The organism is Paenibacillus sp. J22FR83 (assembly GCF_059691955.1).
On the sequence record NZ_JCAUAM010000014.1, the window covers coordinates 115,381 to 141,401 of the forward strand.

General features: G+C 39.5%; 19 protein-coding genes and 1 pseudogene. All 20 read right to left on the reverse strand.

The window, feature by feature from the left end; all coding sequences use genetic code 11:
* Nucleotides 1–69: 69 nt before the first annotated feature.
* The 20 genes and pseudogenes from AC58PV_RS24450 to AC58PV_RS24545 all read right to left on the reverse strand — a co-directional run bounded on the left by AC58PV_RS24450 (nt 70) and on the right by AC58PV_RS24545 (nt 24,617).
* The gene (locus AC58PV_RS24450) at nt 70–495 is read right to left on the reverse strand and encodes a hypothetical protein (RefSeq protein WP_497435158.1); all 426 of its coding nucleotides are present in this window, start codon (nt 493–495) and stop codon (nt 70–72) included.
* A gap of 327 nt (nt 496–822) precedes the next feature.
* A pseudogene (locus AC58PV_RS24455) lies at nt 823–1,560 on the reverse strand (DNA/RNA non-specific endonuclease); the annotation flags it as partial.
* Between the two features lie 941 nt (nt 1,561–2,501).
* Nucleotides 2,502–3,173, reverse strand: a complete 672-nt coding sequence (locus tag AC58PV_RS24460; protein ID WP_497435159.1) for a GNAT family N-acetyltransferase — start codon at nt 3,171–3,173, stop codon at nt 2,502–2,504.
* A 180-nt stretch (nt 3,174–3,353) separates the two neighbouring features.
* On the reverse strand, nt 3,354–4,508 hold the full coding sequence (locus tag AC58PV_RS24465) for a hypothetical protein (RefSeq protein WP_497435160.1): 1,155 nt from the start codon (nt 4,506–4,508) through the stop codon (nt 3,354–3,356).
* Nucleotides 4,509–4,853: 345 nt separating this feature from the next.
* Entirely contained in the window at nt 4,854–5,399 is a 546-nt protein-coding gene (locus AC58PV_RS24470) for a hypothetical protein (protein WP_497435161.1), read from the reverse strand.
* A gap of 146 nt (nt 5,400–5,545) precedes the next feature.
* On the reverse strand, nt 5,546–6,808 hold the full coding sequence (locus AC58PV_RS24475) for a serine/threonine protein kinase (protein ID WP_497435162.1): 1,263 nt from the start codon (nt 6,806–6,808) through the stop codon (nt 5,546–5,548).
* 314 nt (nt 6,809–7,122) lie between these two features.
* The gene (locus tag AC58PV_RS24480) at nt 7,123–7,968 is read right to left on the reverse strand and encodes a GIY-YIG nuclease family protein (protein WP_497435164.1); all 846 of its coding nucleotides are present in this window, start codon (nt 7,966–7,968) and stop codon (nt 7,123–7,125) included.
* 157 nt (nt 7,969–8,125) lie between these two features.
* Complete coding sequence (locus AC58PV_RS24485) at nt 8,126–8,851, reverse strand: hypothetical protein (protein WP_497435165.1); 726 nt, start codon at nt 8,849–8,851, stop codon at nt 8,126–8,128.
* A gap of 92 nt (nt 8,852–8,943) precedes the next feature.
* On the reverse strand, nt 8,944–9,219 hold the full coding sequence (locus AC58PV_RS24490) for a hypothetical protein (RefSeq protein WP_497435166.1): 276 nt from the start codon (nt 9,217–9,219) through the stop codon (nt 8,944–8,946).
* A 262-nt stretch (nt 9,220–9,481) separates the two neighbouring features.
* A complete protein-coding gene (locus AC58PV_RS24495; RefSeq protein WP_497435168.1) occupies nt 9,482–10,564 on the reverse strand; it encodes a restriction endonuclease in 1,083 nt (360 codons plus the stop codon).
* A 201-nt stretch (nt 10,565–10,765) separates the two neighbouring features.
* Nucleotides 10,766–11,620, reverse strand: coding sequence for a hypothetical protein (locus AC58PV_RS24500; RefSeq protein ID WP_497435169.1), 855 nt, complete (start codon nt 11,618–11,620; stop codon nt 10,766–10,768).
* Nucleotides 11,621–11,736: 116 nt separating this feature from the next.
* On the reverse strand, nt 11,737–12,573 hold the full coding sequence (locus AC58PV_RS24505; protein WP_497435170.1) for a hypothetical protein: 837 nt from the start codon (nt 12,571–12,573) through the stop codon (nt 11,737–11,739).
* A 242-nt stretch (nt 12,574–12,815) separates the two neighbouring features.
* Nucleotides 12,816–14,891: a hypothetical protein gene (locus AC58PV_RS24510; protein ID WP_497435171.1), complete on the reverse strand. Its 2,076-nt coding sequence runs from the start codon at nt 14,889–14,891 to the stop codon at nt 12,816–12,818.
* A gap of 123 nt (nt 14,892–15,014) precedes the next feature.
* Entirely contained in the window at nt 15,015–20,078 is a 5,064-nt protein-coding gene (locus tag AC58PV_RS24515; protein ID WP_497435172.1) for a hypothetical protein, read from the reverse strand.
* A gap of 2 nt (nt 20,079–20,080) precedes the next feature.
* Nucleotides 20,081–20,218, reverse strand: a complete 138-nt coding sequence (locus tag AC58PV_RS24520; protein WP_497435174.1) for a hypothetical protein — start codon at nt 20,216–20,218, stop codon at nt 20,081–20,083.
* 593 nt (nt 20,219–20,811) lie between these two features.
* Nucleotides 20,812–21,723 (reverse strand): GLUG motif-containing protein, encoded by a 912-nt coding sequence (locus AC58PV_RS24525; RefSeq protein WP_497435175.1) that lies wholly within the window; start codon nt 21,721–21,723, stop codon nt 20,812–20,814.
* Nucleotides 21,724–22,169: 446 nt separating this feature from the next.
* A complete protein-coding gene (locus AC58PV_RS24530) occupies nt 22,170–22,880 on the reverse strand; it encodes a hypothetical protein (protein WP_497435176.1) in 711 nt (236 codons plus the stop codon).
* Between the two features lie 19 nt (nt 22,881–22,899).
* Nucleotides 22,900–23,373, reverse strand: a complete 474-nt coding sequence (locus AC58PV_RS24535; protein ID WP_497435178.1) for a hypothetical protein — start codon at nt 23,371–23,373, stop codon at nt 22,900–22,902.
* Between the two features lie 16 nt (nt 23,374–23,389).
* On the reverse strand, nt 23,390–24,148 hold the full coding sequence (locus AC58PV_RS24540; protein WP_497435179.1) for a hypothetical protein: 759 nt from the start codon (nt 24,146–24,148) through the stop codon (nt 23,390–23,392).
* Nucleotides 24,141–24,617 carry a hypothetical protein gene (locus AC58PV_RS24545; RefSeq protein ID WP_497435181.1) on the reverse strand — a complete coding sequence of 159 codons (477 nt, stop codon included), beginning with the start codon at nt 24,615–24,617 and terminating at the stop codon, nt 24,141–24,143. The genes AC58PV_RS24540 and AC58PV_RS24545 overlap by 8 nt, the downstream gene beginning before the upstream one ends.
* Nucleotides 24,618–26,021 lie beyond the last annotated feature (1,404 nt).

Sequence of the window (26,021 nt, forward strand, 5' to 3'; positions counted from 1 at the left end):
AATACCCTCCTCACCGACTCGTATTAAAAGAGAAAACCACCCTGAGTTGGCACACTCGGGGTGGTTGGGTTAGGTTAAACCCTTGGTATGTTCGGTTAGAACGGCTTGCAGGTTTTGAAAGAACTCAAGACTCCATACGTCCTTGGTTACGAAGCCATACCGACTGTCGGAGCCACTGCGGATTGAATCCGCGAACTCGAGAGCAGCTACCATTTTGCCTTCTGGGGTGGGGCGATTGATTAGGCTGAGTTCCATGTCGGTGACCTTCAACTTTGTTGGGAGGATCATCAGCTCACCTTGAAAGAAGCTGAGTTCCTTTACTCCTTCCATTGAGATCTTGCCATCTACCAAAGTCCAATTAAAGATAACAATGTCAAGATGACCATGACCTTGCCAAATAAGATATCCCGTTTCTTCTGGGAGAAAGACGATACCCTCCTCTTCCGATGATGAGTAAAAGATGACGTTTTGTGTCCAAAAGCCCCGTATATCCACTGATTTCACCACCCCTAGCTATTACCAAATTTATTAATCGTTGTATTCTACCGTAGTTGTTTTATTGTGACAAGCTTCTCGACCCAGTTAACTCCGAAGTATTTCAAAAATGTTCATACCCTTATTGTGAGAACTGAGTGGGTAAAGAAAAACCACCCTGCGAGAATGGGTGGTTGGGTGATTGCTATGAAAGAATTGGAACCCCATAAGATGGGCGATAGAGCAGCCTTACCATGTGTTCTTCTACGAAATAATTACAGCTTTACCCAAATTGATGACATTGATTACAATCATAAACGCCTGTTCTTTCGTTCATTTATGTTATTCTTACTCACCTACCATACCATCGTTATCAGCATCATCCATATATTGGTATAACCAATGATCCCTCGTTATGGGCATCTTGAAGCCCGCCGCTTTTGCTTCTTTAATCGTCACTTTTCCATTTCCATTTGTATCAACTTTTGCAAGGTCACCCTTTGTGTTTGTACTATTAGGTTTAGAAGTATCTCCTCCTGTCAAACCAAGTGATGCGTTTACCTTGTCAGGGTTCACGTTATCAAATTTATCGACAATCACGTTACCTTTTAACGTATAGGTGTACTGATAACTTGAAGGAATTTGCGTTTTAGTGTTCGTATAGGTGATAATCGCTTCGAAATTCGTTGCTCCGCCTGCTTTGCGTATCGTATCTTCCATATACGCTTGATTACCATGCCGATTGAGTGTGCTATCTTGCGGGGTAATATTATATGCATTCGATACCCCACCGAGAGAATCAGCAATGACATGTCCTTCATCTAGCACATCACTTTCGACACCTGGAACCTTCGCCTCATCAGAGCAATATCTACCGGACGATGATACAGACTCTTTACTGTCATCTTGTAGAATGATTTTTTCGGCAATGACTCGCACTAGTTGCCCATGTTCGTTTGTAAATGCCCAATAAACACGATCCCCGTAACCAATATCCACAACGACATTAGGTTCACGTTGCCCCGACAAATTACAAGCATTCACTTCAATACGTTTGTATCCTGAAAACAAATCATTGCTTGGTTTTGTACTTTCAACCAACTTTGCTGTTTTCAATACTTTTTTGCAATCACCTAAATAATCATATTGAGATTTATCATTGCTGTCGTATGTGCAAGAGATCATGACTACTTTCTCAACATCTATGTTATAGGCAAATGAATAACTCACAGCAGAAGTTACCCCATTCCCTTTTCTGTCAGGGATGGTATACGTGATTGTCCAACCTGGTAAACCCGCAATTGTTGTTTTCTCTGATTTTTGTAAATCCGAGTTGGCAATTTTCGCTACTTCCAAGGTACTCTTAACAATCGAAGGTATTTTACTATTAAAATCTTCTTGGGTCCCTGAAAAATCTTTAGTCTGAAATAATAAAGATGCATAATATTCTTTTTCCTCAGGATAATATTGCAGCAAATCATCCTTAGAATCTTTGTCTAACACATCGAAATAAGATGGAAAGGAAAAATCAATTCCACCCCAAGTAATCGTTTTATTGGTTTTTGTATCGAATCCACTTACATTTCTAGCACTAGAGACTCCGCTTGCTTCCTTGACTTCAGGAGAGGGTGCTTTATTTTCTGCTTTTGTGCTTATACTTGAAACTGACGGTGTTTTTGCTTCATCTTCATGTCCATTTGAATTTACAGTACAACCCACTAATGTAATACTAATAATAAACGCAATAAAAATACTGATTATTTTTTTCACTTCGTTCCTCCTCGACTTAAAACTGTCCTTTTCTCTAAACCTCATAAGAAAACTCCATAACCATAGAATCTACGTAAATCCACCAACTGCAATATTCCTAAGTCTTTTCTGCATTTAGCGTTTTTAAAAATAATTATTCAATTCTACTTGACTATCTACAATAATCGCTACTCTAAATAACTCAGGATTTTTATGTAGTTCTGCTCCGAAAGCACAATATACCTCCTTATTTACCCTCTGTATTGTAAATGAATTGACTACTTATCTGTTTCAATTGGATCGGCTTTTAATACTAACTCAAACTCTTCCCGAGAAGCCCCAAGCTCCTCATTCAACCAAAGGATCTTTCCAGACCCCTCATTTAGCGTTACCTCAAAGCCGAACTTCCGATAGAAGTGAGCCGACCGATCAATGTGACCCCAGTCTACACCGGAAATCCAACCATCGATGAACTTGATACCTAATTGCTGAGCGAGCTTTAGGATCTCGTTCATGACGATGGAGCCGTATCCGCGATTAACGTGAACACCTTCGATACGAATATCGCTTATTTCCATATAATGATCTTCAATATCTACGTGTAAGTAAATATTGGGGTCTCGGAGTATTACCCCCTTATCTGTAATAACACGAATACGCAAATTGATATTGATATCGTCTTGATCGTCATCGTAATACAAGCGATATACGATGACTCGTTCGTTATACTTGTTGGTTGACACAGTGAGGACACGATGACCTTCATCTTCGATCTGAAATGATTGATACCTCACCTCGTATTCGATGTCGCCTTTCCGCTTCAAAGGGATCGGCTTATAGTCACGCATTCGTTTCAGATCATCAAGAGAATCACTGCTGCTAAATAGACCTTTCAAAGCGTCCATAATCTTTAACTTCTCCTCGTCAACCCGCTGATCTTCATCTTTCAAAAGCAGGAACCCCCTTATAGCACGAAGCCACATCTATACTCCATAATTCAACAGATCACCTCCTAATACCTTCCATTAAATCGACAGAAATCAACATAAAAAGAGACAGCACATTGGTGCTATCTCCAAACTACTTCCGATAAAATCAAGCTCTATCTATAGGTTAGAAAAATTGCTGAACTAACCTTTCTCAGCAAGTCTCGACAATAGCAGGAGCTGCAGGTCGAGCTTGTCTGTTTTTAGGCTTACGAAAGGCGGCAATACCCCTGCGTCAACGAGACGCTTGATATGATACTCTAGTAATGATGGTTCATAATAAGGATTGTTTAGATATTCGAATACTTTCGAGAGATCATAGGATACCGCTTTTAACCTGTTTGGTCTCGCATGCAAAAGATACCAATGGGATAGATCTTCGGAATCAGTGTCATCATCTTCACTCCCAAATTTCATGCCTTGGAGTGCATCATACAGCTCATCGACTAACAACTCGAGGAACTTCAGGTACTTAGCTACCTCTTCTCTTTCTTGCTCGGGGAAATCTTGCGGAGCTGTAAACAGCTCGATCATCGTCTCGATCTCGAATTGATACCCCGATTTGTCACCTATCCGAGCATTATTTTCCTTTAAGAGTATTTGAAGCTGCTCGACATTGTCGGAACTGCGTTTGATCGTCCGCTGCCGCTGATTCTTGACGAAATTGCGCTTCTTTTCCTCAATTATGCTTACCACATTAGATAAGAGGGAGTATCGCTTTACCGTATACTCATGAATTTTGGCAAAACTCATTGATAGAGGTTTTGGTTGATCATTATCGGGATTGTTGCTGTAGTGGTAAACCGTATAGTCTCCATTACCCCCTACATCGCTAGACCAAGAAGCGAAGTACTTTTCTTCATTATCCGCATCGTCCTTAGCGTTGTTCTTGACCCCATCAGCACTATCGAGGTTTACTGAATGTGCTCCGAAACTAGCACGTATCTGTTGAAAGTAAGTGTCGTCAGGAATTGATTGCTTAAATACTGATTTATCCTTCTGAGGGTACTTCATTCCAAATGCACGATGAAGCTGCTTTACTGATTGAACTACAAGATCGTATGCCATAATCAGCTGTAAAACATTTAGCGAACGGAAATCATCGTTTTGGTGCTTCAAGTCAATGTGTGGCAACCCATTCACGCTGACTGTTAGCCAGTCCTTCGCTGAGAAAATCAGATTAATTAAGTTCTTACCGTTGTAGTTTTTGTATGTGTTAATCAAGAAATCGTCATGATCGTGTACTGCTTGCTTGAACTTGTCGAGCAAAGTGCTATCTAGGATATATGGATTCAACATGCTTCCCCATTTCATGTTCCGAGTGCCTAACAACCATTTTACCCCAAACGGTAGGAGAGAAAAACCACCCATCGTATAAATTAAAAAAGTCTATCGATAGGGTACTTTTATTTATAGTGGAAATGAGAAGATGGGACTGTTATGAGCAAATATTATTTACAGATCCAGCAATCAGACTTTTATCTAATAATCTTCATGCGAAATTAATTTCTTCAAAGGCTATTACATATACGGATGCGTTTAAACAGCAACTGTTTATCTCAGAGAAAATGGTGTATGAAACGCCCCCTTAGGCGAACCAGAATGATGTGTTATCCCAGAGTCTGCTAGCACAAACATTATTTATTACCGACCTCTAGTTCCTTGGTTTTTCAACATACCCCAATCATTCTCAGGCAAATCCACGTTTCCGCCACCGTGACCCCCATCAAGAAGATCTATTATTAAATATATTAAAGGTGATAGGAAGAGTCCAATTATACAAATGACGACTAATAAACCCGCCAATCCTAATATCCCACTTATTGCATAACCAACACCTAATTCCATCCTTTCAAGTAACTTATAAATGAATTTATTTTTGATAATGTTTCGAAATAGACTAATAAAAAACACTGTTATTACAGCAATTTCAAAAGCATGTAGTATCAATGGCAAGTATGTATCCACAGTTCGTTTACCGTCATACCACCATGCCCAATATCCAAAGTATGAGAGTAGACAAAAAGGATTAAAGATAATTAACACAAGAACCAAACGAGCATCTTCGAAATCCAAAACATCTATTTCGCTTAACGCCTTGCCAAATCCTGATAATATTAGTAGAAGTGCCACATTAATGAGTGGTATTGAATACATTGCATTATTAAGAAAATCTGGATCGAGATTCATTCTAAGTTTGTCCTTCTTTCATGTCAGATAAAAACAAAAATCCCCAGTTTCTTAGGAATTGTTCCGCTTGGATCAGCGGTTCTACAAATCCGATCCCGGGAAAAATTTACGTATAGGGTGGTCTTGTTTATAAATCTACTAATCGCCTACTCAGTAGATTCTTTACGAAGCGATTGGAACACCTTCGTATATAGTTCCTCCCTCATTTCCTCAATACTGGCAAACCTTTGGCTCTTATCAGGAGAAATTGCCTTTAATATGAATTCCTTTAACGCTTCATTTGTTTCGCGGTGATACCCACTCGTTCGACCAGTGAGGATAAAATAAATAACTTGTCCAAGTGCATAGGTCTCATGTTTCATTTCATAATTCTCGAAACCAACCGCAGTTAAGTCCGTGTAATCATTAATAGTCCCTTTAACTTCTGTTCCCTGTCTGGTTAATGTGCTATCAGGTCGCTTCACCAGACCAAAATCAGAGACTTTTAAGAAAGTAGCACCGTCACCGTAATGCTTTAATAAAATATTCGTGTAACTGATGTCTCGATGAAGTATTCCAGTAGAATGGATAGAATCAAAAGCCTGTAGTAGTTGTACGACTAACACTCTTCTCTTGTTAAAGACTAATGTGGAATTGCTTCGGTTTATGTATTTGTATAATGTTTCGTCAGCGTACTCCATTACATATTCGTTTTTAACACTATCATAGGAATACGCTTTGATAACAAACGGACTGTCTAAGGTTTGAAGATCGTTGAATTCATTTTTAAACCGATCCAACTCATCTGGTCGTAAATCACCCTCTGCCCTTTTAACAGCAAAGTATAAATTATAATGTGGATCTTTATACTTAAATACCTTTGCGTAGGACCCCTCACCAATAAGCTTCATTTTTGCAATGGCACTTGCTATTGTGCCTGGGATGGTCATAGTATCAGCTAGAGTGAAAATGGGCTTGTCCTCTATAATAATTATTGGTGGGAAATCCTCAGGGATAGGACTACCCCCACTTATCGACAGAAAAGACCTGCATTTTCCCATAATTTCTTCATAGTAGTCATTAATTTCAAAAGCGTAATCGCCTTTAAGAGTAGCTTGAATTACCCTTACCTGTTCAATTAAATCAATGAGCTCTTTACTCGGAGCTGCATTATAATGCCCACCTCCACTTGCGTAGCGCTTTTGATTCATGAATTCGAACAAATGATTAAACTGCGTATGAAATATTGCAAACAACTCTCTAAGCTGCTCATCAGCGATATCAGCGTAAAACCCACGGAATAGTGCTATTTTATCTGAAGAGTGTCTTGAAGCCACTTGAGTTAGTTTTATCTGTAAAAATTTTATCGGATCAGAAATATTGATCTCCCCCTGAAATGGTCTTTTCTGGAAATAGCATACTACTACCATTATACAAAATACCTACTAGTATTTTCACCCCCAAATAGAGCAGATAAGGGGACTCTTTGCGGATCAGTGGCTTAAATAAATTTAAAATTACCTGTTGAACAGCAAGACTCTACCCCTTATGCCCCTTCATAGCAAAAAGCCCATGTGCGACCTAAGGGATGAAAGGTGCACATGGGCTTCTATTCGAGTATTGGGACTGGATGGAACCCAACTCTCACTTACTATAACTTTGATCGGTCGTAAGGTCTTAAAGGTCGGACTTCTCGCTACCCCCTAAGGAGCTCTCCCACCAAAACTTAAAGCTACGATACAGGTTAATTCTCATTCATTCCATATGTAATGCTAAGCAATTTCTTCTTATAGAGGTTCTCGATTCCAATGACCTCATCCGAGGTTACCGTTTTAGGTAAGATCTGCAATATACTAAACTGAAAATATGCAAACCTGTCAGGTGCATCCCGTAATACCGCCATTATACCTTTGTTCCTACCATGCTTAGTCTCAACATAATCTTTCCATCTAGATAACAAACCACCTGACCCATATGCAGAGCCGACATATAATTTTCCATTAGTCTGATCTGTAATGAGATAAATAGCATTAACCGATGATAATGCTGCATGCCAACTCTCGTAGAGGGTAGCATCTTTTATAATTTCATTTAGTTCACCATAGCTCAAAACAACATTCTCAAATCCATAGAAAGCCAGTTTGGGGTTCTCTTGTATTGCTAACACTGCCTTTTCATTGGTTGCCTTTTGATCCCATTTGATCGTGCCCTTACCCCACTCGATGATTAAACGACCAACCAGATCGTTTAGGAGTTCGGATTTTACCAAGTCAAAATAAAAACAGTCCGAATTAAACATGCTTGGTGCAGGATACCCCTCTGGCATGAGCGTTGGATGATTGGTCTGCCCTGACCCAACTGTATAGCAACCCATGAATTTTGCACTCGTTCCTGGTGCACTGATGAATGATAATAAGTAGTCACAATCGTTGAAGAAACGCTCCGCTTGAAGTTTCTGATACTCATCCAGAAATCCATTTCGGTAACATAAGTTAAATTCCTTATCATTTAGGGAATGACGAATGAGTTTAACTCTTACAGGATTAAGACCATTCCTTCTCAGAATATCACTTAAATAAAGAGATGCCATTAGATCACTCCAAAATTGTTTTGTTTATTACCTTTTCGATTCAACAGAGTATTTTCCTTTAACAGCAGATTGACAATTAAAGATTAAAGAATGTGTAATGTCTCTTATGCCTGTTCTCCACTTATCCGAGCAGCTGCAGAGTGGACATACGCCTACTTCAAAAATAATACTGAACAATAATTTGTGGCATACCTAGAGCTTCAAGCTTTGTAACAACCGCATCCATGCATGTGAAAACCTCTGAGGGAGTAGCTTCCATCGTATTTATGCTTTGAATAATTGATAATAGTTCTTCGATACTTTCGGTATGTGCCGCATACCCCTGCATCTCAGCTCTTCGATCATATAATTCCGGAAATGTACTTATTGCCCAGACGATATACATAATACATTCCCACTCATGAGGATACACTTTCACGTAGTCTAGTTTTAAGCGTGCTTCAATCATACTCTCACTTCGAAATTCACCCTCTAATCCAGCCAGTCCCCAAGCTTCTGTAACCCTTCTACAATGCGGGTGACTAAAGCACTCAATTATTCTTGGAGCAAAACCTCTTTCAGCCTCATCAAAGGTTTTTGGAAACCCCTTTGATATATAATCAGCCTCACCTAATTCATGTACTAAATAAGAAGGTACTTTACCTGAATCTACTGTAAAGCCAATTTTGATGTATAAGGCGTCACACTCAAAAATTGTCAGAGCTCTCTCTATACCCGCAGGTAGAATCATAAATGGTTTGTTATGTGATATCATACGTTCTCGTATTGAATCATAAAAATCAACCGCTTCTGGAACACGCTCAAAGCATTCTTTAACCATAGCATCACTTACTTCTTGATCTTTTCCATGACTAGTATAAATTTGCTGAAAATCATTGGTCATAATTGTCTCACCCCGTCATAATTATCAAATCTTTTCGTTAACCTTATCATGTTGATTATACAAATTTCACCATATTAGCATACTAACACCTATTACCGCTGCTCCTCAAACATCTGGGGGAACTCCTTATGGATTGCATTGTAGCAGCGGTCGCATACCATGATGTTCTTATCGCCCATGCCAATAAACTTGGCTTCTACACAATACTCTGTATCGGGATGAACATCTGTTAGCGGCATGAAACTCTTCGAGCATACCCCACAGCAACCGTGAAGCTTCATGTAGTCCTCCACACAAAGCAAACCCATATCAAGCGATAAATGACTGAACAGCATTTCAGCTTCCTTCTGACAATATACACAACTCATTATCAACGCCTCCAAATTTGTTATTGAACGCAAAAAGACCGCATGAAAGACAACCCCGAAGGGTCGACGATCATGCGGTGCTTCCGCATTCCGATGTATTTACTTATTTCCAATATACCCCATATTTCTGATAGGGGCAAGAAAAATCTTGATTGTAGTTCGATTGGACATTACAAGGTCGGCTCGGGTTACCTAATGTCAGGAAAATTCCTTTACTTTGATACCGCACCACTTTCACACAGGACAAGGTACTGCCACGCTTCTAATCAACTTTCCCGAAACTTCTTACATAATCTCTATGTTCCTCAATCATCTCGCGAACGATTTTAAATTTACCTAGGAAATCACTCATCTTTATCACCTTGTTATTTGGGTATTGCAGTTCAAGCTCATTGACCTTCATTATTCCTTGCAAGATATTAGTGCATTGTAAAGCTAAATCAGGGTGGGTAACCGTATCACCATTTCTAAAACGAACGCCCTTGATAAATTCTCTTAACAATCTTTCCAACTCATTGTCAAACCCTAAAATAGAAGCTATTGTGATAAACCATCTGTGGTTATTCATTATTTGACTTGAAGTCCCTGAAAAAGCTGTTACCGTAGGTAACTCAATCTTTAATAAATTTTCATACGCCTTCCCATAGTTAGCATTGGCGAGTTCCATGACCGCTAAATAGTAATATGTTTGATTTCTTCTTTCTTTCATTACTTTCGTTTTTCCCGTTGCAAAGATCTGGTTATATGCGTTAATTCTAGCTATTGTTTCACTGATTAACCCATTTGTTCGAGCTTCCTCTCCCATCTCGAACACCTTATCCATAAGTAAATTAATAAGAGCATTGTGTGGGTGTTCCACTGAAGGATCATCATTTATACGCTTAGCTAGAAGTTGATACTTATCACTGTCAAACATCGGGGATTGAAGAAAGCCAACGGTCTCACTACTCTTTATTACCCCAGAGAAGCCGGTATTGTCCATTTCAGAAGCTCGTAACAATTCACTTAGCTTCGAACCATCAATTAACTCTAGATTCTTACCTCTACTGAACTCCTCAGCTTGCCGTGAAAATGAACTCGTAGTTACTAAAATTCCTTTTAAAGCATTCTCCGAAATGACAGTTCCATATAGATCCCTTAATTCAGGTTCACCAACCTTACCCTTCCATCGCTTACACTGAATCAGATAAAGACCTTTAAATAGTAAACCTTCATAATTAGCTACAATGTCGACCCCGCCATCACCACTTGCCTTAGTGATTTGTGCCCTAAAACCAAGCTTTACAAACAAATTATAGATTAATTTTTCAAATTCCAACCCGTCCATATTTTCGAAATCAGTCACGATAACACCTTCAAGTCAATTTATTTTCAGCATCTCTATTGAAAGACCATACTGTTAAAGGATTAATAGCCTGTAACCCCTTATATTAGCTGACAACTAATGGCTCAGCAAGTCCAATTAATGCCCCCTCAGGAGCATATGTACTTCTTTTAGGCAAAACAAAAACCCCTTCCGAAGAAGGGGCTTGATTTGTTAACTTCTCTATACCACTCCGCTGCCGAGTGACAATAACCATGAGATAAGCCCACCGAGCTCTCCTACTACCAAGTAGAGGACACAGACCGATAGGATGATGTAAGTCCAAGATCTACGTTTGAAGTAAAGTAGGTAGCCGTTCTTGTAACCGTTCGAGCTATCACCTAGACTAGTCTCAACTTCTTTAATTACCGACAGTGCATCTGCGGATACAAAAGGTATTTTAGCGCCCTTCTTCTCTCCTTTATTTTGTAAAAATTCCCGAGCAATAGGTAGACCAATAAAGCAGAGATCAACAACGGTGTAAAAACCTAACAATAAGAAAATGATAACTGCGCCTATACCGAGTAACAGCCTAATAAACGGAAGGAATGGGCTGATTATCTTCATAGCTCCGTATAGATCGGCTTTCGTGTTGTCCAAAGCTAGTGGGATCATCATGCGAGAAATGTCTGGACTCAGAGTATTGTAGGAATCCATAATATCTTCTTGGGTCTGTTTATCAACTGCTGAACTTTGTAGTGCATGTACAAAGTCACTCAAGGCTTTCTTTTTTGTTTTCTCTGTGGCGTATGAAAAAACTTGTTTGTTCATAGATAATTTGTTGGTGCCATTGTACTTAATCAGTGTATTATCTGTAATGTCAGTGGGATGAGGTTCCTTTAGAGTTACTTTAATTGTGGAACCATCATCACTTTTACCGTTTTGTTGAAGCTCTTCGAACATGTGCTTCATTGCTTCTTGATCTAGCTTCGAAACAATTGTAAAATCCCCTTCTGCTGTAGCTGCAAAGGCACTGGTTACCCCTAGACACATGAGCATCGCTATGGTTAATAAAAATACTCTTACTATCTTCTTCATATTTCCATCTCTCCCCGTTGAGGTTATTGGGTGGTTCAGGCTAAACACCACTACGGTTATAAATGGTTTGTGACAGATACTCTTGAAATTGATTTCTTAGAGTGGTTAAGGAATGCTCAACTGAATATGGAATGAATGACGTCACCCATCTGTATAAACCACTCGATAATTAGCCCAATTGTTCCTGTAATAAAGCAAAGTATAGTAATTGCTAAGATTATGTAGCGCAAAAGAATACGTTTGAAGTAGTGAGCCCAGACGTTATATTCACCAGTTGTATCTGCTAATCGTTCCTTCTCTGTTATAGCTGCTGCTCCGCTGATAAAAATATACCTACCACTATTTTTTGAGCGTTTCTCCAAAACGGTAACGGAAAATGCAATATAAACTAGGTCGGTTAGTAGGCGAAGAATGGCGAAGAATGAGATAAGGACTAGGAAAACTCCAAAAACTAGATTAGTTATTGGAGTGTATGGCTCGATCAAACGCTTAGCTCGGTAGGTTGTCTGGAAATCCAGCTCTTGATTGATTACGATTGGGTCTATTGCGGCGGCTATATCTGAACTGATACCAGACAAGCGTTCATGGATAAAGGTTTGTGTGGATTCATCAACTTTGGCTTTCTTCACGGCGTCAAAGAATAATGCTAGTGCTCGATCTCTTGATTTGGATGTGGCGACATTGTAGTTCGTGTTGCTGAAGGTTAAGATGCCAGTGACCTTGTCGTAGCGGAAGAGTCGAGCATCCGTGATCTCGAGGTTAACTTTGCTCTTGCGCTCAATGCTAAGCACTGATCCATCTGTGCCGAGCTTCGACCATGCGACTTCCATTTGAGGTTGGTCGAAGTCTGGGATCTGCATTCGGTGTTCATCTGTTTTGGGTTGGGCGGCGAATGTTGATATTGGGATTGTTGTGAATAGGAACATGAGTAGGACGAGTAAGCGTAGGTTCATGGAATCACCTCAGGAAGTGGTTTGACGTTCGAAACTTGTAAGTCACAATGTTGTGGTTTCAGCATTGTTGACATTCTAGTCTCATGTTAAATGTTTTATCTGCACCGCTCTCTCTTAAGTAGATTTTTGAGTGATAAACTTTTTCCTTGGTTCCTAAAGACAAAATAAAAATCCCTTCTGAACAAGAAGGGATCGGTTAAATATATTATTTGGAAAATCTAGGTGCAACATTTTGGAGATACTTAAGATAATCCTATCTTATGAAGGAACAAACTTAAAAGATCAAGCGGTAGGTTAAAGAGGAACAATAACCCTACAACTATAACGAAAATTACCCCAATTAAGATGCCTTTGAAGGTTACGTAATATGTATCTATACTATCTGTGATGTAACTCAATTCATCACTTGTTATTGGATGAAGTCTTTTGAAAGTTAACCAGTTCAGAAGGTTAAAGTCGTATGGACTAAGGATATCTAACCAGTAAGCGAGGATCAACAGTAGTGAATAAACAATTAAAATAATTCCTGCTGCAACCTCGATCACCTTTAGGATGCCCTGCCATTGAGAATCTTGTGAAGCTTCTAACTCTTTTTTGATATCCTGCAACTTGTTCCACTGTCCATAGTCCAAGGGCTTAGGATCGGACTTAATATCTCCACCAGTAATTAGCTTCGTTAATACATCAGCTTTTACACCAACCATTGCCTTAGCTTCATTACTCGCCAACCAATTAAGTAGGCTCGAATCATTAATGTAATAGTTGTTTCTAATGATACTGAACCCCTTAGCATCACCTTCTGCAGTGTTAAAAACCAGTTTTAGGTGAAATGTATCAGGGAATTGACCAATTGAAGTGTGCCCCGCCTTTGTTAGGTGATCTGCATCCTCCGTGAATGCGTATTTCCGCACATCTATTTCTTGTAAGCCTGACGTCTTCGTATCTACCCCAATCAAATCTCTATTTAACCCATCTAGAGTCAGCTTACTGTCGTAACTATTACTCATTTTTACCGTTCGACCAGTATAATACAAGGTTTCTGGATCTGAAGCTTGGGTGTTTACCATAACCTCTTTATACCACAATGGAATAACTGCCCCTACTGTTCGACCATCCGAGGTTACTGTTGACCCAAGAACCAAACTCTTGGGATCGATACCAAACGAAAGGTAATCATCCAACTTCTCACTTTTTCCTGTATCCTCGTCGATCTTATACACCATATTTTGTGAAATGACAATTCTTACACCATTAATAAGTTTGTAGCCTGTTTTATCTGGCAGTATAGGGTATTTTTTAGCATCGTTCTTACCAAACATGGAAGGAACAATTAAACGCATCCCGGCATCTACCAAATTCTTGGGTTCTGCAGTGATCCCTGAAATGGGAGCACTAACCGACTTTACCCCATTGGCTCTCGAAACCGTGTTGTTATCAATTGTGGTAAGTGTCTCCCTTAGTGGAGATTTTGGAATTATAAAATTAAGGAACGTGTCGGATATAGCAATCGCTATATTATCCTGAGATCCGCCGTAGGTTACCTTCACTGCATTCACCTTGCTTTTCCAATCGAACCCCGTTCCGAGAATCTCCGCTAAGTCCATCTTGCCAAATAGCGGATTATAAAAACCATCCAAAGAGTAGTTCATGGTTACCTGAGAGGACTTAATTTGATACGAGTTACCCGTTCCATCCTTCGCGTCTTGCAAGATATCGCTCAATGGAACCTGCTGCTCAGGATACATAGAATAAATATTGAAGCTGCTTGCAAGGCTGCCAATAATTATTCCCTCTTTGATCATGTATAGATACTGCGAGATGGCATTTCTAGATGCACTTATGATTTCTTGATTTACAGATACCCACATCGTCCTCCCATCAGGATCATTCGGAATGGGAACCTCCCTTTGACCGCGAGGTATGAATATCGTATAAGGAGTGGAACCCCTCCGAAAGGTAACAAGCATACTCTCTTTTCTTTGCTGAAGCTGTGAGAGATCGTAACTCCACAAGTCAATCCCTGCGTTTGTTTCAACACCACCTGCAATTGTCTTATCCATAAATCCATCGGAGCCAATATTCTTCATATCGGAAATGACATTTGACTGCCTATCCTTTAGGATCTGACCGAACAACTGACTGTCTTTTAAAAACCTCTTCATGACACCACTGGATTCAAAATAGTATGCATTTGATGGTAGGATCGAAGCGACATCATCGTCATACGTGGATGAAGCGTAGGTCTTCGAAGAAATGAAAAAACAACCGATTAAACAAATTACAAAAAGGGCAACTAACGGTTTAAACATTCTTAACATACCAAGCACTCCCCTAAATTCAAGTTATAACTCTTATGACTTATACTTTTGGTTGAGATAATTATCCGAAATACGAATAAAAACCCCTTCTAGATTTCGAAGGGGTTAGGGATTATTAAGATGTTATTTCTTATCTTCGTTATTTTTATTGGTTTCATCCGGTTGCTTACCAGATGTCATGTCATTGAGGTATTTCGTGAAATCAAAATCCTTTTCTAAAGGATTATTCTTAAATCCTTTACCGTTTTCAGCACCAGTTATAGGCTTATTCTTAAATCCTTTACTCCTATCAGCGCCAGTTGGTGATGAATCCCTAGCCTCCTTATCCTTGATTGAATTTGGCTTATCTTTACCAGACTCGCCAACCTTGGAGAAAGCATTTCTTAATCCACCCATAGCTTTCTGAGCAGTATTAGAATTAATGATTCTTTCCCCAACACTACCAACTCTTTGGGAGGTATGCTTTACAATGCCACCGATTGTAGTGGTAAATGCTCCAACAGCGGTATTTTTGGCGTTATCCCATACGAATGCTGCGTGACTTTTGAATGATCTGAATAAAGACATTGCGATTTTAAAGAGAACAAACACAAAAATCGCGTCGACGAATATCATCAAGCCCAACATGATTGCAGGATCACTTACCCCAAGACTAGCACTTCTACCTCCAACATAACCCGTAAGACCTTCGCCCATGAAAAGCGATACCCCATAAGCGAAGCACATACTTGCGAACATAAACATGAGTGACGGTTGCAATAAGTTTTTCCAGATTACTTTCCAAATTTCCTTCGGTTCTGATAGAACACAAGATATAGCTACGGCGATCCCCAAAATAAGCAGGAGCAACAGGATTATTACCTTCGCCATTGGAATAAATATTGTAGCCATAATATCTGCAACTAAAAGGAAAATCCCTGTCATGAAATTGGAATTATTGAGGACTCGAGTATACAAATCTTGATCACCCGTTAATTGTTCACCTGTCGCATTGAGCAAAGTTAACCGCATAAAGGCATCATAATTGAAGTTTTTCAACTCGAAACCTTGAGGGTACTGGGCAACGTCTCCTACGGCATACTGTTTGTTCGAGAACTCTCGGTTGAAGTTAAAAGTTGCAGTCATTGCTGCAGCAGTGATTAACACATCGTCGCCAACAACATCGTTATAATAATCTCGGTAATTGTTCAAGTATAGTAGATCATTATAGGTTGCCAACAAAGTTGCTTGAATACGAAGTTCAACATCGGACAAGTCGGAAACTTGATACCCCTTAGCCGACATATCGGCTTCGGAAAAGATCATTGGTCTACCAGCGGCATCGTAAGCTCCTGGATTTAAGGTGTCGGCAACAGTTACTTTTTTACGTTCAGCATAAGCAATTTTGTTTGTAACACCTAATTTATAGAGCTCGTTTACCCAAGGACTATATAATTTCCATACTTTTTTCAGATCTTCTTTCTTCGCTTTTTCACTATTGTACTTCTTATTCAACTGAGGATCGTCTGATGGATCTCCTCCACCACTGAAATCAAATCCACTTACTGTGCTACCGTACAGATCTACCCAACCAATAACGTAATCATTTCCTTGCTGTAAATATGGAATCTGGTAAGTGAACAACCCCTCTAGGTCAAGGAAGTCACGCATCTTGTTATCTACCTGTGAGTCATCACTTTTAACTCGGAAGATGTCACTCTCAAGCAAAGCATTTCTGAACCCACCGTTTATCGCTGAATATCGCTGCTTGAACACATTGTAGAAGTAGTAAAAAGGGCTCTCCGTTGACAGTGAATATGCATTATAAGAAGGATCTGATCCGGTTATAGTGATACCTGCATTTGATGAATAATCGCTACGGAAAATGCCTTTTGTAACGTCTGGATTATTCAAAGCCCAATATCTGTAATCTTCCTTACCCGCAGCTGCGTAAACTGCTGCAGACTTAATTAGATTATTTTTCTCAGGCGAGAACTTTACTTGTGATTCTGGGTTGGTTAGCGGTTTAAATCTAGAGTCTGAAGCCCCTAATAAATTACTTTGACCTTCTTTTACTTTAGCTGCAATAGCGTTTTTGTCGATTGTGCTATTGCTTAGAGAATCATAAGAACTCTTAGCATCGTTGGCAATTGCAATGTATGGTCTATAAATGTAGGGAGCCAATGGATCGTTATAAACATACTCCTCTTGGTTGAGGAACGAACTGAACATCCAACGGAATATAGTCAGGTTCTGTAGCAAACCTTGTGACGTGTTGCTCTTGTTAAACAACTTATCGAACATATCGTCCTTTTTAGGCGACATCCACTTAACCCGAACCCCTGTGTCGGTACTGTAAATATTCGCCGCACCCATGTTTTGAGCGACAATGACGTTATCATCACCCTGTAACCTTGCATTGCTTAAGTCCGAAAGGGATTGCATGTGTTGAGACATTGCCCAGAAATTGAATTTGTCGGAATATTGTTTATCTGTTACATAGTTGGATGTGTTTACGGCTCCATTAATAAGGAATGGAGGTGACAATAAGATCAATGTCAATGTCATAAAGCTAATGAGTCCACCTCTTACACTTATCATCTTCGAGATAACCCTGCAGATGATCAGCACTAAAACGATAAGCATAAGAATCTTATAAATATTTTTAAAGTATTCACTTACGATCCACTTAGTAAAAGGAAGTTCATTTAACGATGGCGTGTTAATATACCCCACTACTGAAGCGTAGGAAGTATTGCCGCCCGCACTCACGCTTAGAGCATTCCCTACCCAAGACCCTACGATTGATTTATGAAATGATAACACCAAACTGTTTAGCATTGACTTAAAAAGATTATCACGATATTTATTCGGTCCATCGGCAAGTATTCCACTAGCCTTCTTTGCTAAGTCATCCAACCTTTGTTCTTTGGTTTTTTCTTCTGAAGCAACAACTCCTTTAGAACCGAAAACTTCAGGTAGTTGTAAGCCGCTACTCTCAGTTATTATAGTCATGTTAGGAAGCAGTGGATTGGAGAAAGGCTTACTCGTCCACTTGTCACCGTCTTTATGAATATTAAGCATTTGAGTCATATAACCCCAATAGATGCCTGGATAGTTGTTTACACCATTCACTACTGCTGTTTTAACGGTATAATCTCCTAATGGTCCGGAATACTTATCTCCTGCATAAAGCTTATCGCTATCCAGTTTATCAACAAAGGTGTGGTTCATACCGAAAACCCTGTACGTCATTGTATTGTAAAACAGTGTTGACATTGCGTTCTGTCCGTTTTTACCGACTGTTTTACCTTTGTCGTCGTAACCTACAATCTCACCGCCATAACCTGGGTTAAATACTGTCCCATCAAACTTAAAATACGGCTTATACGAATTACCCTTATAAAAATCAAAGATACCCCAGAAGCTAGAGCTGCTTCTAAGTGCCAATGAGACGTAACCAAGAGTTCTATCAGAATCAGTCAAACCGAAGCTTGAAGGGGTTACTTCATTTCCTTTATACCACTTAGTCAGATGCTCCTCAGTTGCTAACGCTGCAGACGGAAGCAGATTATATACGAAATTGTTGTTATCAAATTTCAATAACTTCAAAGCTCCGTTAATTACTATCGGATCTCCTGTCCCAAATTCACCAGAGTCAAAAAAGTTTTTCAAAGCCTTGAATTCTTTAGAACTCGGATCAACCTTTTTACTTAATGTGTTGTCTTTAAGGTACTTAACTAAAAAATCAATAGCTCCCTGATCGCCTGATTTTTTCGCATCGTTGTATTGCAACATAAACCGATTAAAGGGAGAAGCAAAATAAGATCCAGAATAAAAGTTATACTCCCCGTTTACTTCCTTAGCGAAAAGCTTTTGTTTAAGCATGAGACTATCATCTTTCTTCCAATCGCCTTCTCCATCTCCACCACTCGCACCGCCGTTAGTGAGATTAAAGTAATACATACTGTCTGCGAGTTCATTTAATGAAAATACGCTACCTCCGAAGAAGTAAGATGCTAATGTATCCTTTTGATCAGTAGTTAAACTTTTTTCCTCTTGAAAATACTTCTTTCCACCATCGAACTTGGTGGCATCGATAGTAAGTAAAATAGATGATTTTGTTTCAGAAAACGTAGACCCCGAGCTCTTCTGAACAAACTCCGTAACGTCTTTATAAGGATTAGATTCGACCCTATCGCTGTTCCCAATTATGGTGTCTGAGTTTCCAATTGCGCCCTTGATCTTAGAACCGCTTGAGAAAGATGTGTCAGCCGATGGTGACTGGATTCCGTAAATTCCGAGCATGTTGTTACGGTTCATGGAAACGGAAGTGGAAGAACCGTTAGTGAAGAACTGCTTAATGTTGTAGTAAGGAGTCATGAAGCTTTTATTTTCAAGAAAATCCTCAGTGATCTTTACTACTCCACCCATAACAAATACGTTTGCTACAGGGAATTTACTCCCATTCGGGCTACCTGAAAATACTACAGGGTTTAATGCTGCAGGAAGCACCAAGACATAGTCTTCAATGGCTACGTTATTGTAAGCTCCCCATATATTACCGAAACCGTCCATATACAGAGATGAAAGAGCTCTGACCCCTTTCTCACTATCCAATGCCCACTCAGGTGAGAATGAGAATAGCACCTGCATCGCGGCGTGAGTCGCTTTATCCTCGAGATTCAATGCAATCTTGTCAGGAGTGTCCTTAGCGTAAATTTTGAGATCCGCATCAACCCCTGCCCACTTGTTGTAAAGATCTTTACCTGACATTGGGATCGAACTATCCGTAGGCTTCGATGCATACAAGCCAAAGGATGACTTCGAGGTCTTCAAAACATCTGTGATGGCTGAGTATAGCTTATTGTTTACATTGATAACCTGTTGAAACTTGTCAGGCGAACCGAAAAATCTTGTACTGACCTTCTTAGGGAGAGTGTCTTCGGAGTCTGGAGTTGGATCGATCAAATCCTTAAGCTTTGTTTTACCTGGAACGTAGAAGTTCGACAGAAATACACCGTAGACCATTAATTCATCTTTTGATACTCGATCCGCATTTATACTGGTCCGATCTTCACGGAAGAAGGTGATCATTGAGTTCGTAGTGCTTGGAGTATCAGCGGCATGTACGGATGGTAGCAGTGATGACGCAACAATTGTAAGTGCCATCACCACAGGTATACAGCCTTTGAAAAATCCCTTCATGGCTACTTACCACCCTTCTCAATCAATTGATTTTGCTTTGCCTGCTGCTCATTTGCCCAGACACCCCATCGATCAAACATTCCAACTAAATTCTCTAGGACAGGAATTAAAATTAGCACCACTTTATTAAAGTTCATCATTACCATCTCCCTTGGATCGATCTCTTTTTATCTAAGCCGCTATCTACCTGTTGTAACTTTTCTGCTCAGCAATCTCTGGAATGATAAAAATCAATCCTTTGGTGTAATCCCCACAAGGCACTGATTATCGAAATGTCGCTGTAAATGAAAAAGACCCACGTTGCACAATGGCATCGTGGGTTAAATGAAGGGAGGGAAGCGAGATCACTCGCTTCTACACTTATAAAGTTTTTGCAAAACAATCTCTTGGTGTTATCACATGTCATTATAGTGATCGATTCAGGTCGGTACTAACCAATAAAATATTAACGATCAGCACTCACAAGAGATGAAATACTCAAGCCATAGTTGTTTAACTCCTATTTTCGCTTAACAATCAACTAAGATTTGTTCAGTCCCCATGCAGTCTCCACAACTGCATGGGGTATGTAAAGGAGGTAGGTCTTAAACGGTGGAAAGCGTTTAAGTCCTTACTACATATAATAGAGGTCTTCAATATACTCCTGGAATAATTTGAAGTCCTACAACGTGCACAAATAAAAAAAAAGAGAGCCAACCCCCTCTCAAAGGGTGACTCTCAAAGAACTAACGTTTTAGTAAACCATCGTGTAACCAACTTCTCCTGGCGAATCAACTACTGAACTGTAGCATGCGTTTACACCAATTAAGCTGCCAACTTGCATCCGTCCTGAGACTTTACCATCTGCCTTGGAGTTAATGACTTTGGCTTCTTTATATGGCGATCCCCCATTTTGACCGACAAGTCCACCAGTGTGAAGATATCCGCCTTTCACTGTTACCTTGGCATAGGAATTGGCGATCTTCCCATGATTATTACCGGCAAGTCCACCAGTATTCAAACTTGCATTACCGCTATTAACGTTTCCTGTTACAGAGCAATTATCGACCTCACCGAAATTATCTCCGACTAGAACAGCAGTAAAGTTGTTACCAGAAATAGTAGCCTTGTCTAGATTCAGATTCTTAATTATCGAGTCAGTCCCTGTCTTACCGAATAAGCCTACGTAATTACTAGTGGGAATGACTAGCCTCAAATTCTTGAGCGTATGCCCATCACCATCAAATGTCCCGTTGAATGGATTATCAACGGTGCCAATGGGATCGATATTAAGACCAGTCGCATCGATATCCGCACTGAGAATAGCGTTGATTGAAACGTCTCCTCCATTAACTCGGTCAGCGAAGGCTTTCAGATCTTCTGCTGTTGAAATGACAATAGAACTAGCCACAGCAAATGGAGCTACTGCAAATACTGTAATCGTTGGAGCTGTTTCGATATCACCACCAAGAGGGGCATTAATCGAAAAGGTTTCTCCATAGAGTTGGTCAGAGAACCATTCTTGCTCTGCTGATGTTGAAATGGCATTACTATCAGACGGTTCAACTGGAGCTGCTGCAATTGCCGATCTCGGCAGAGCCAAGGCAATCATCATTGGAAGAGATAACACCTTCAAACCTTTTTTAAGCTTCTTTACCCCAATCATCTAAATCATCCTCTCGAACATATTGGGCGGTCTAACTAGCACCGCCTTAATGAGTAGTGATTTTGATTAGCGAATTACTCTTGAATACTGTTGAACTGCAAAATAAAGAGTGCAGTCTACCCCAAGAGGGGATCCTGCACTCTGAAATAGACTAAGATCGGATCTAACTGCAAGCGGATCATTACCAATTTCGCTAAGTCAGCTCAAATCAACAGGATTCGACTATACTGTTACTGGACTAACTCTCTATACATACCTTCAAAAACTCGTGTTTACCACTTCGAACCTACAGTCAATTATCGGGATCGAAATAATAACTCGGAAATTTTACTTAACTGAGCTGCCCCTGCTGCCCCTCCTCTCTTCCTGCACCGAAATTTTAGGACTCGATCCTATCCTCATCGGTTTATGTAGGAAGTCCAACTAAATCAACAAAATAACGGAGTTTACTGCCTGTAGTAACTCATATCGCCAATCAAAGGGACTGAAGCAATAAAGGAATGATGCGGTATATCCTTTAAACTGTCTCCATTAATAAAAGAAGTGACGAGGGCTTGAGGATCGAAAATAGCAAAATCTACACTGGCTTCCTTAAAATGCTTAGGTACAAAGATGTCTCCGATTGCAATCTGCCAGCTACCGTCTGGTTGGACAATGGAAACCATCAAACTTAAGCAAGGATTTAGCGATTCCAAGTGGTACTGAGCAACCTTGCCTAGCCATTTTTTCAAATGATCTCCAGTCAAACCATACGGTGCTTTAATGGAGAAAAAACCTACTCCACCGAGAAGATCCGGTTCAAGATAATACTTGAACTCATGAACCGTAGCGAGAGGTGACTTCAATGCTTCAAAACCCAAACATATAATGGAGCCACTGTTTGCTAGTGCAGTTTCAGACGAAGTGCTGCTAGAGGATTCACCTTGGGTCGTCAGTACGTTTTCAATAAAAGTCGCAAAGTCTTCATCGTGATAAATACGAAGTCGGCTGTTAACATTATAGACCAATTGAGAAAAGCCCTCGTCTCTATAAGGAGCAAGGGCAATTTCTAACAACTTATCTTTAGTTGTGCGTGTTGGCATACCAATGTAGCGACCAGTTTCAGGGTTAGGACTTTTGTATTGGCGGGATGATGCTAGGCGATGAATTCTTGGCATTTGAGAATTCCTCCAATCTTCATGATCTGCTTGAATTCCGGTTGCCCCAAGTCACCCCCTCCAAGGGATTAAATGGAAGATCAACAGGTTTTACGACTGGCTTAGAAATGTTACGGAATTCTGCTAATGCTAACCGAACAGCTTTTACATCACTTGCATCCTTAATACGGAAGATCTGATCACCTAATAATAGTTTTAGACCCGTTGATGCGTAACTTACATTTGATGAAACATTACTATATGAAACACCAAAGTATTCAGCTACCTTATTACTATTTAAAGCACCTTCAGTCAAGTAATAATAGAGCCTCTCTTCTACTTCAAAAGTTGCTTGACGATAAGCAAGGATATGATTCTTGGTAAATTGGATAATCTCTTCAAGTGCTTTTATTTTTTCGTTAATTAGCTTCAATCTTGTTTTATCCTTACAGACCACTCCATTAATCTTCAAGTGATCTACCGACTCTTTGAGAACCTGGAACATGTTTGCCATTAGGATCGCCTCCACTTCAATTGTTATAAGGATTCTGCTCTTTGAGCCAATTAAACATTGAGGTAATTTGATCTTTTGGTTTTACAAACTCTTCATCATCGGACTTACTAAAATCTCCACTAAAGTAAAGCTTAAGTGCTTCTCGGTCGGATTTTGATCCATTGAGTGAGCTTAGTAAGGAGAGAATATGAGCCAATTTGTCTTGATTGCATTTATCCTTTAATACCCGTTCGGCAAGATGAGCAAATATAGCGATTGTTGATATTTCATACTCACAATTCTCCAAAGTTAATCGAGGGTTATATTGGGGCTTCGGTAAATAAGGTTCTACCCCCGAGAGGAAGAATTGGTAAACAGGAACGCCAGTCTTCGTTACCATACGAAATTCATCTATTCCAGACTCGATAGTTGATATGTCAGTGGCTTGCATAATTTTATTAAGTGCCTTACCGAACATAGATCTGGCTTTATCAGAAGCATCCTTAACACACTGTTCAATATTATTGATACTAGTTTCCTTCCCCGTAAGATTAGTCATTTCAGCTGCTGCAGATCTTGCACTGGAGTTACACTTCCTTAACCATATCTCCAGACGAAGCTTGGCATCTTTTCGAGTGATCCATTTTAAGTCCTTTACATAGCGGTATATTTCATCAAGAGCCTCCAAGCGTTTATGCTCCAATTCGAGATCATTGCTGTAATTGTTACCACCAATACGAGTGTTAACGACCTCTCTGTGGTTATTAACCTCTTTCCATATATTTGGTTTACCCATTTCGAGACACCTCTCTAATCGGATTGACATAACGATTCAGTCTGACATCATTTAAACCTGTTAAAAACCATAGCACTACTTCCTCTACATCTTGCTCTGAATTACTCTGAAGTAAAGTTGAAATCTTATCGCTGTTGAATATGGTGACTTTCAATAAAGTGCGGAGTTCATTCCTTGCGGCTCTTAATGCATTTTGGCTCTTGAATCCATATATTTGGTACTTTCTGGAGCATTTTTCCCCACTAAGACATAGTGCTAAAAGAACTTCATTTCTTTCTGATCCATTTTTAATTGATTCCAGTTTCAACTTAATTTCTTCGATGATTGCAGTCTTAAGCACAAGTAAGGATCGCTCTTCATCGGTAAGATATGTTGAATCTAACTTGGCTTTGAATTCTGTATACCCCTTAACTAAGGAACGGAACTCATCTGAAACTGGCGACAAAACCGTATCTGTGACTTTTTCCATGTTGAACATCCACCCTCTTTATCAATGTGACATTGCCTTTACTGCTTACTTTTTGATTGAAATCGGCTAAAAACAACAAAATTAGCATTTACTTTTGAAGCCTGACCCCCACTGAGGGTTTTGGGAGCACTTAGCAACCATTCAAGCCTATAGCGTCCAATTATTTTTGAAAAACCGCCCCAAACCCAGACGTGACAAGGGATTTTTGTGAGAACACACCCCTGAGAGTTATAAACCTAAGTAGGACGTCAAAGTCTATAAAATTGATTGGTTACCAACTGTATAAATCGGTGTTATTTGCGTGAGTGAGGGAAAAAATATCTTGATCGGAGAAGTTAGGGCGTAGAAAAACTATAATTTCAATGATTTTTATGGCTAATTAGTGGATTGTTCAAACAAGTAGGCTTAAACCAACATAATTAAGGTGGACTCAGTTACGAACAACTTCGAGTTGCAATAATAGTATCTTCCGTTGGAAAATATCCATAGTTCACTTAAACAAGTCAGGCAAGAAGAACCGAAACCGAAGAAAATCAACATAATCGGGGAATTTAGAAATGAGGGAGCTGTAAAAGGGACATCGTCAGTCAGTGGGTTACAAAACTAATGTCTTAAAATTATCTCTGTCTTTCTTAATATAATGACCTAGCAAATAGCTAGAGGTCTTATTTTATAAAAGTAAACTTCGATCTTTAATGAAATAAACATCGCTTTGTTATAACTTATTAAAGAAAACTTAGTTTTAATAAAACTAAGCTTCGTATTTCTATAATTGTAAAAGTAAACTTCGCTTTGTTATAAAAATGAACTTCATATTTTTATAAATATAAAAATAATCTTCGGTTTTTAATAAAAACAAGCTTCGCATTTTTATAATTATAAAAATTTAGTTCGGTTTTTAATAAAACTAAGCTTCGTATTTTAATAATTTATAAAAGTGAACTTCGCTTTGTTATAAAAATAACAACCCTGACTTAAGACTCAAAAAAAAAAAACCAGTTAATCTGTGTAAATAAGGAAGACATCCACCGCGGCTATCTTAAGATCAGAAATTTACAGCCGACTGCCGTATCCTCTACCCCACTAAAGGATCCAACATAGCAGCTTACCTCTTATCATCCTCTACTCGAGCTGAAAAGGAACGGAACAGCCAGGGCGAACCGATCCGCCAGAATTACCGAGTGGATCCAAGTCATAGGTTACTTTAGGGGAAAACAAAAAGCTCCTGAACGACAGACTCAGCTGTAGGTCAAGAGCTTTTAAGGGAAAACCCTAGCTTGAAACTTGTGAAAAAGTGGGAACTTAACCCCTTGAAAATAATTATAGGGAGGTTGCCACATACTCGGCACCTCCCTAGCTATTTGTTTGACACTATACAAAATCCCCTTTAACTAAATATCTATT

Bases quoted from the DNA above. Each gene is read 5' to 3' on its own strand.
- AC58PV_RS24470 (WP_497435161.1), bottom strand. From the start codon at position 5,399: ATGAATCTCGATCCAGATTTTCTTAATAATGCAATGTATTCAATACCA.
- AC58PV_RS24525 (WP_497435175.1), bottom strand. From the start codon at position 21,723: ATGATTGGGGTAAAGAAGCTTAAAAAAGGTTTGAAGGTGTTATCTCTT.
- AC58PV_RS24490 (WP_497435166.1), bottom strand. From the start codon at position 9,219: ATGAGTTGTGTATATTGTCAGAAGGAAGCTGAAATGCTGTTCAGTCAT.
- AC58PV_RS24480 (WP_497435164.1), bottom strand. From the start codon at position 7,968: ATGGCATCTCTTTATTTAAGTGATATTCTGAGAAGGAATGGTCTTAAT.
- AC58PV_RS24505 (WP_497435170.1), bottom strand. From the start codon at position 12,573: ATGAACCTACGCTTACTCGTCCTACTCATGTTCCTATTCACAACAATC.
- AC58PV_RS24500 (WP_497435169.1), bottom strand. From the start codon at position 11,620: ATGAAGAAGATAGTAAGAGTATTTTTATTAACCATAGCGATGCTCATG.
- AC58PV_RS24530 (WP_497435176.1), bottom strand. From the start codon at position 22,880: ATGCCAAGAATTCATCGCCTAGCATCATCCCGCCAATACAAAAGTCCT.
- AC58PV_RS24515 (WP_497435172.1), bottom strand. From the start codon at position 20,078: ATGAAGGGATTTTTCAAAGGCTGTATACCTGTGGTGATGGCACTTACA.
- AC58PV_RS24510 (WP_497435171.1), bottom strand. From the start codon at position 14,891: ATGTTAAGAATGTTTAAACCGTTAGTTGCCCTTTTTGTAATTTGTTTA.
- AC58PV_RS24475 (WP_497435162.1), bottom strand. From the start codon at position 6,808: ATGGTAGTAGTATGCTATTTCCAGAAAAGACCATTTCAGGGGGAGATC.
- AC58PV_RS24485 (WP_497435165.1), bottom strand. From the start codon at position 8,851: ATGACCAATGATTTTCAGCAAATTTATACTAGTCATGGAAAAGATCAA.
- AC58PV_RS24465 (WP_497435160.1), bottom strand. From the start codon at position 4,508: ATGTTGAATCCATATATCCTAGATAGCACTTTGCTCGACAAGTTCAAG.
- AC58PV_RS24540 (WP_497435179.1), bottom strand. From the start codon at position 24,148: ATGGGTAAACCAAATATATGGAAAGAGGTTAATAACCACAGAGAGGTC.
- AC58PV_RS24520 (WP_497435174.1), bottom strand. From the start codon at position 20,218: ATGATGAACTTTAATAAAGTGGTGCTAATTTTAATTCCTGTCCTAGAG.
- AC58PV_RS24535 (WP_497435178.1), bottom strand. From the start codon at position 23,373: ATGGCAAACATGTTCCAGGTTCTCAAAGAGTCGGTAGATCACTTGAAG.
- AC58PV_RS24545 (WP_497435181.1), bottom strand. From the start codon at position 24,617: ATGGAAAAAGTCACAGATACGGTTTTGTCGCCAGTTTCAGATGAGTTC.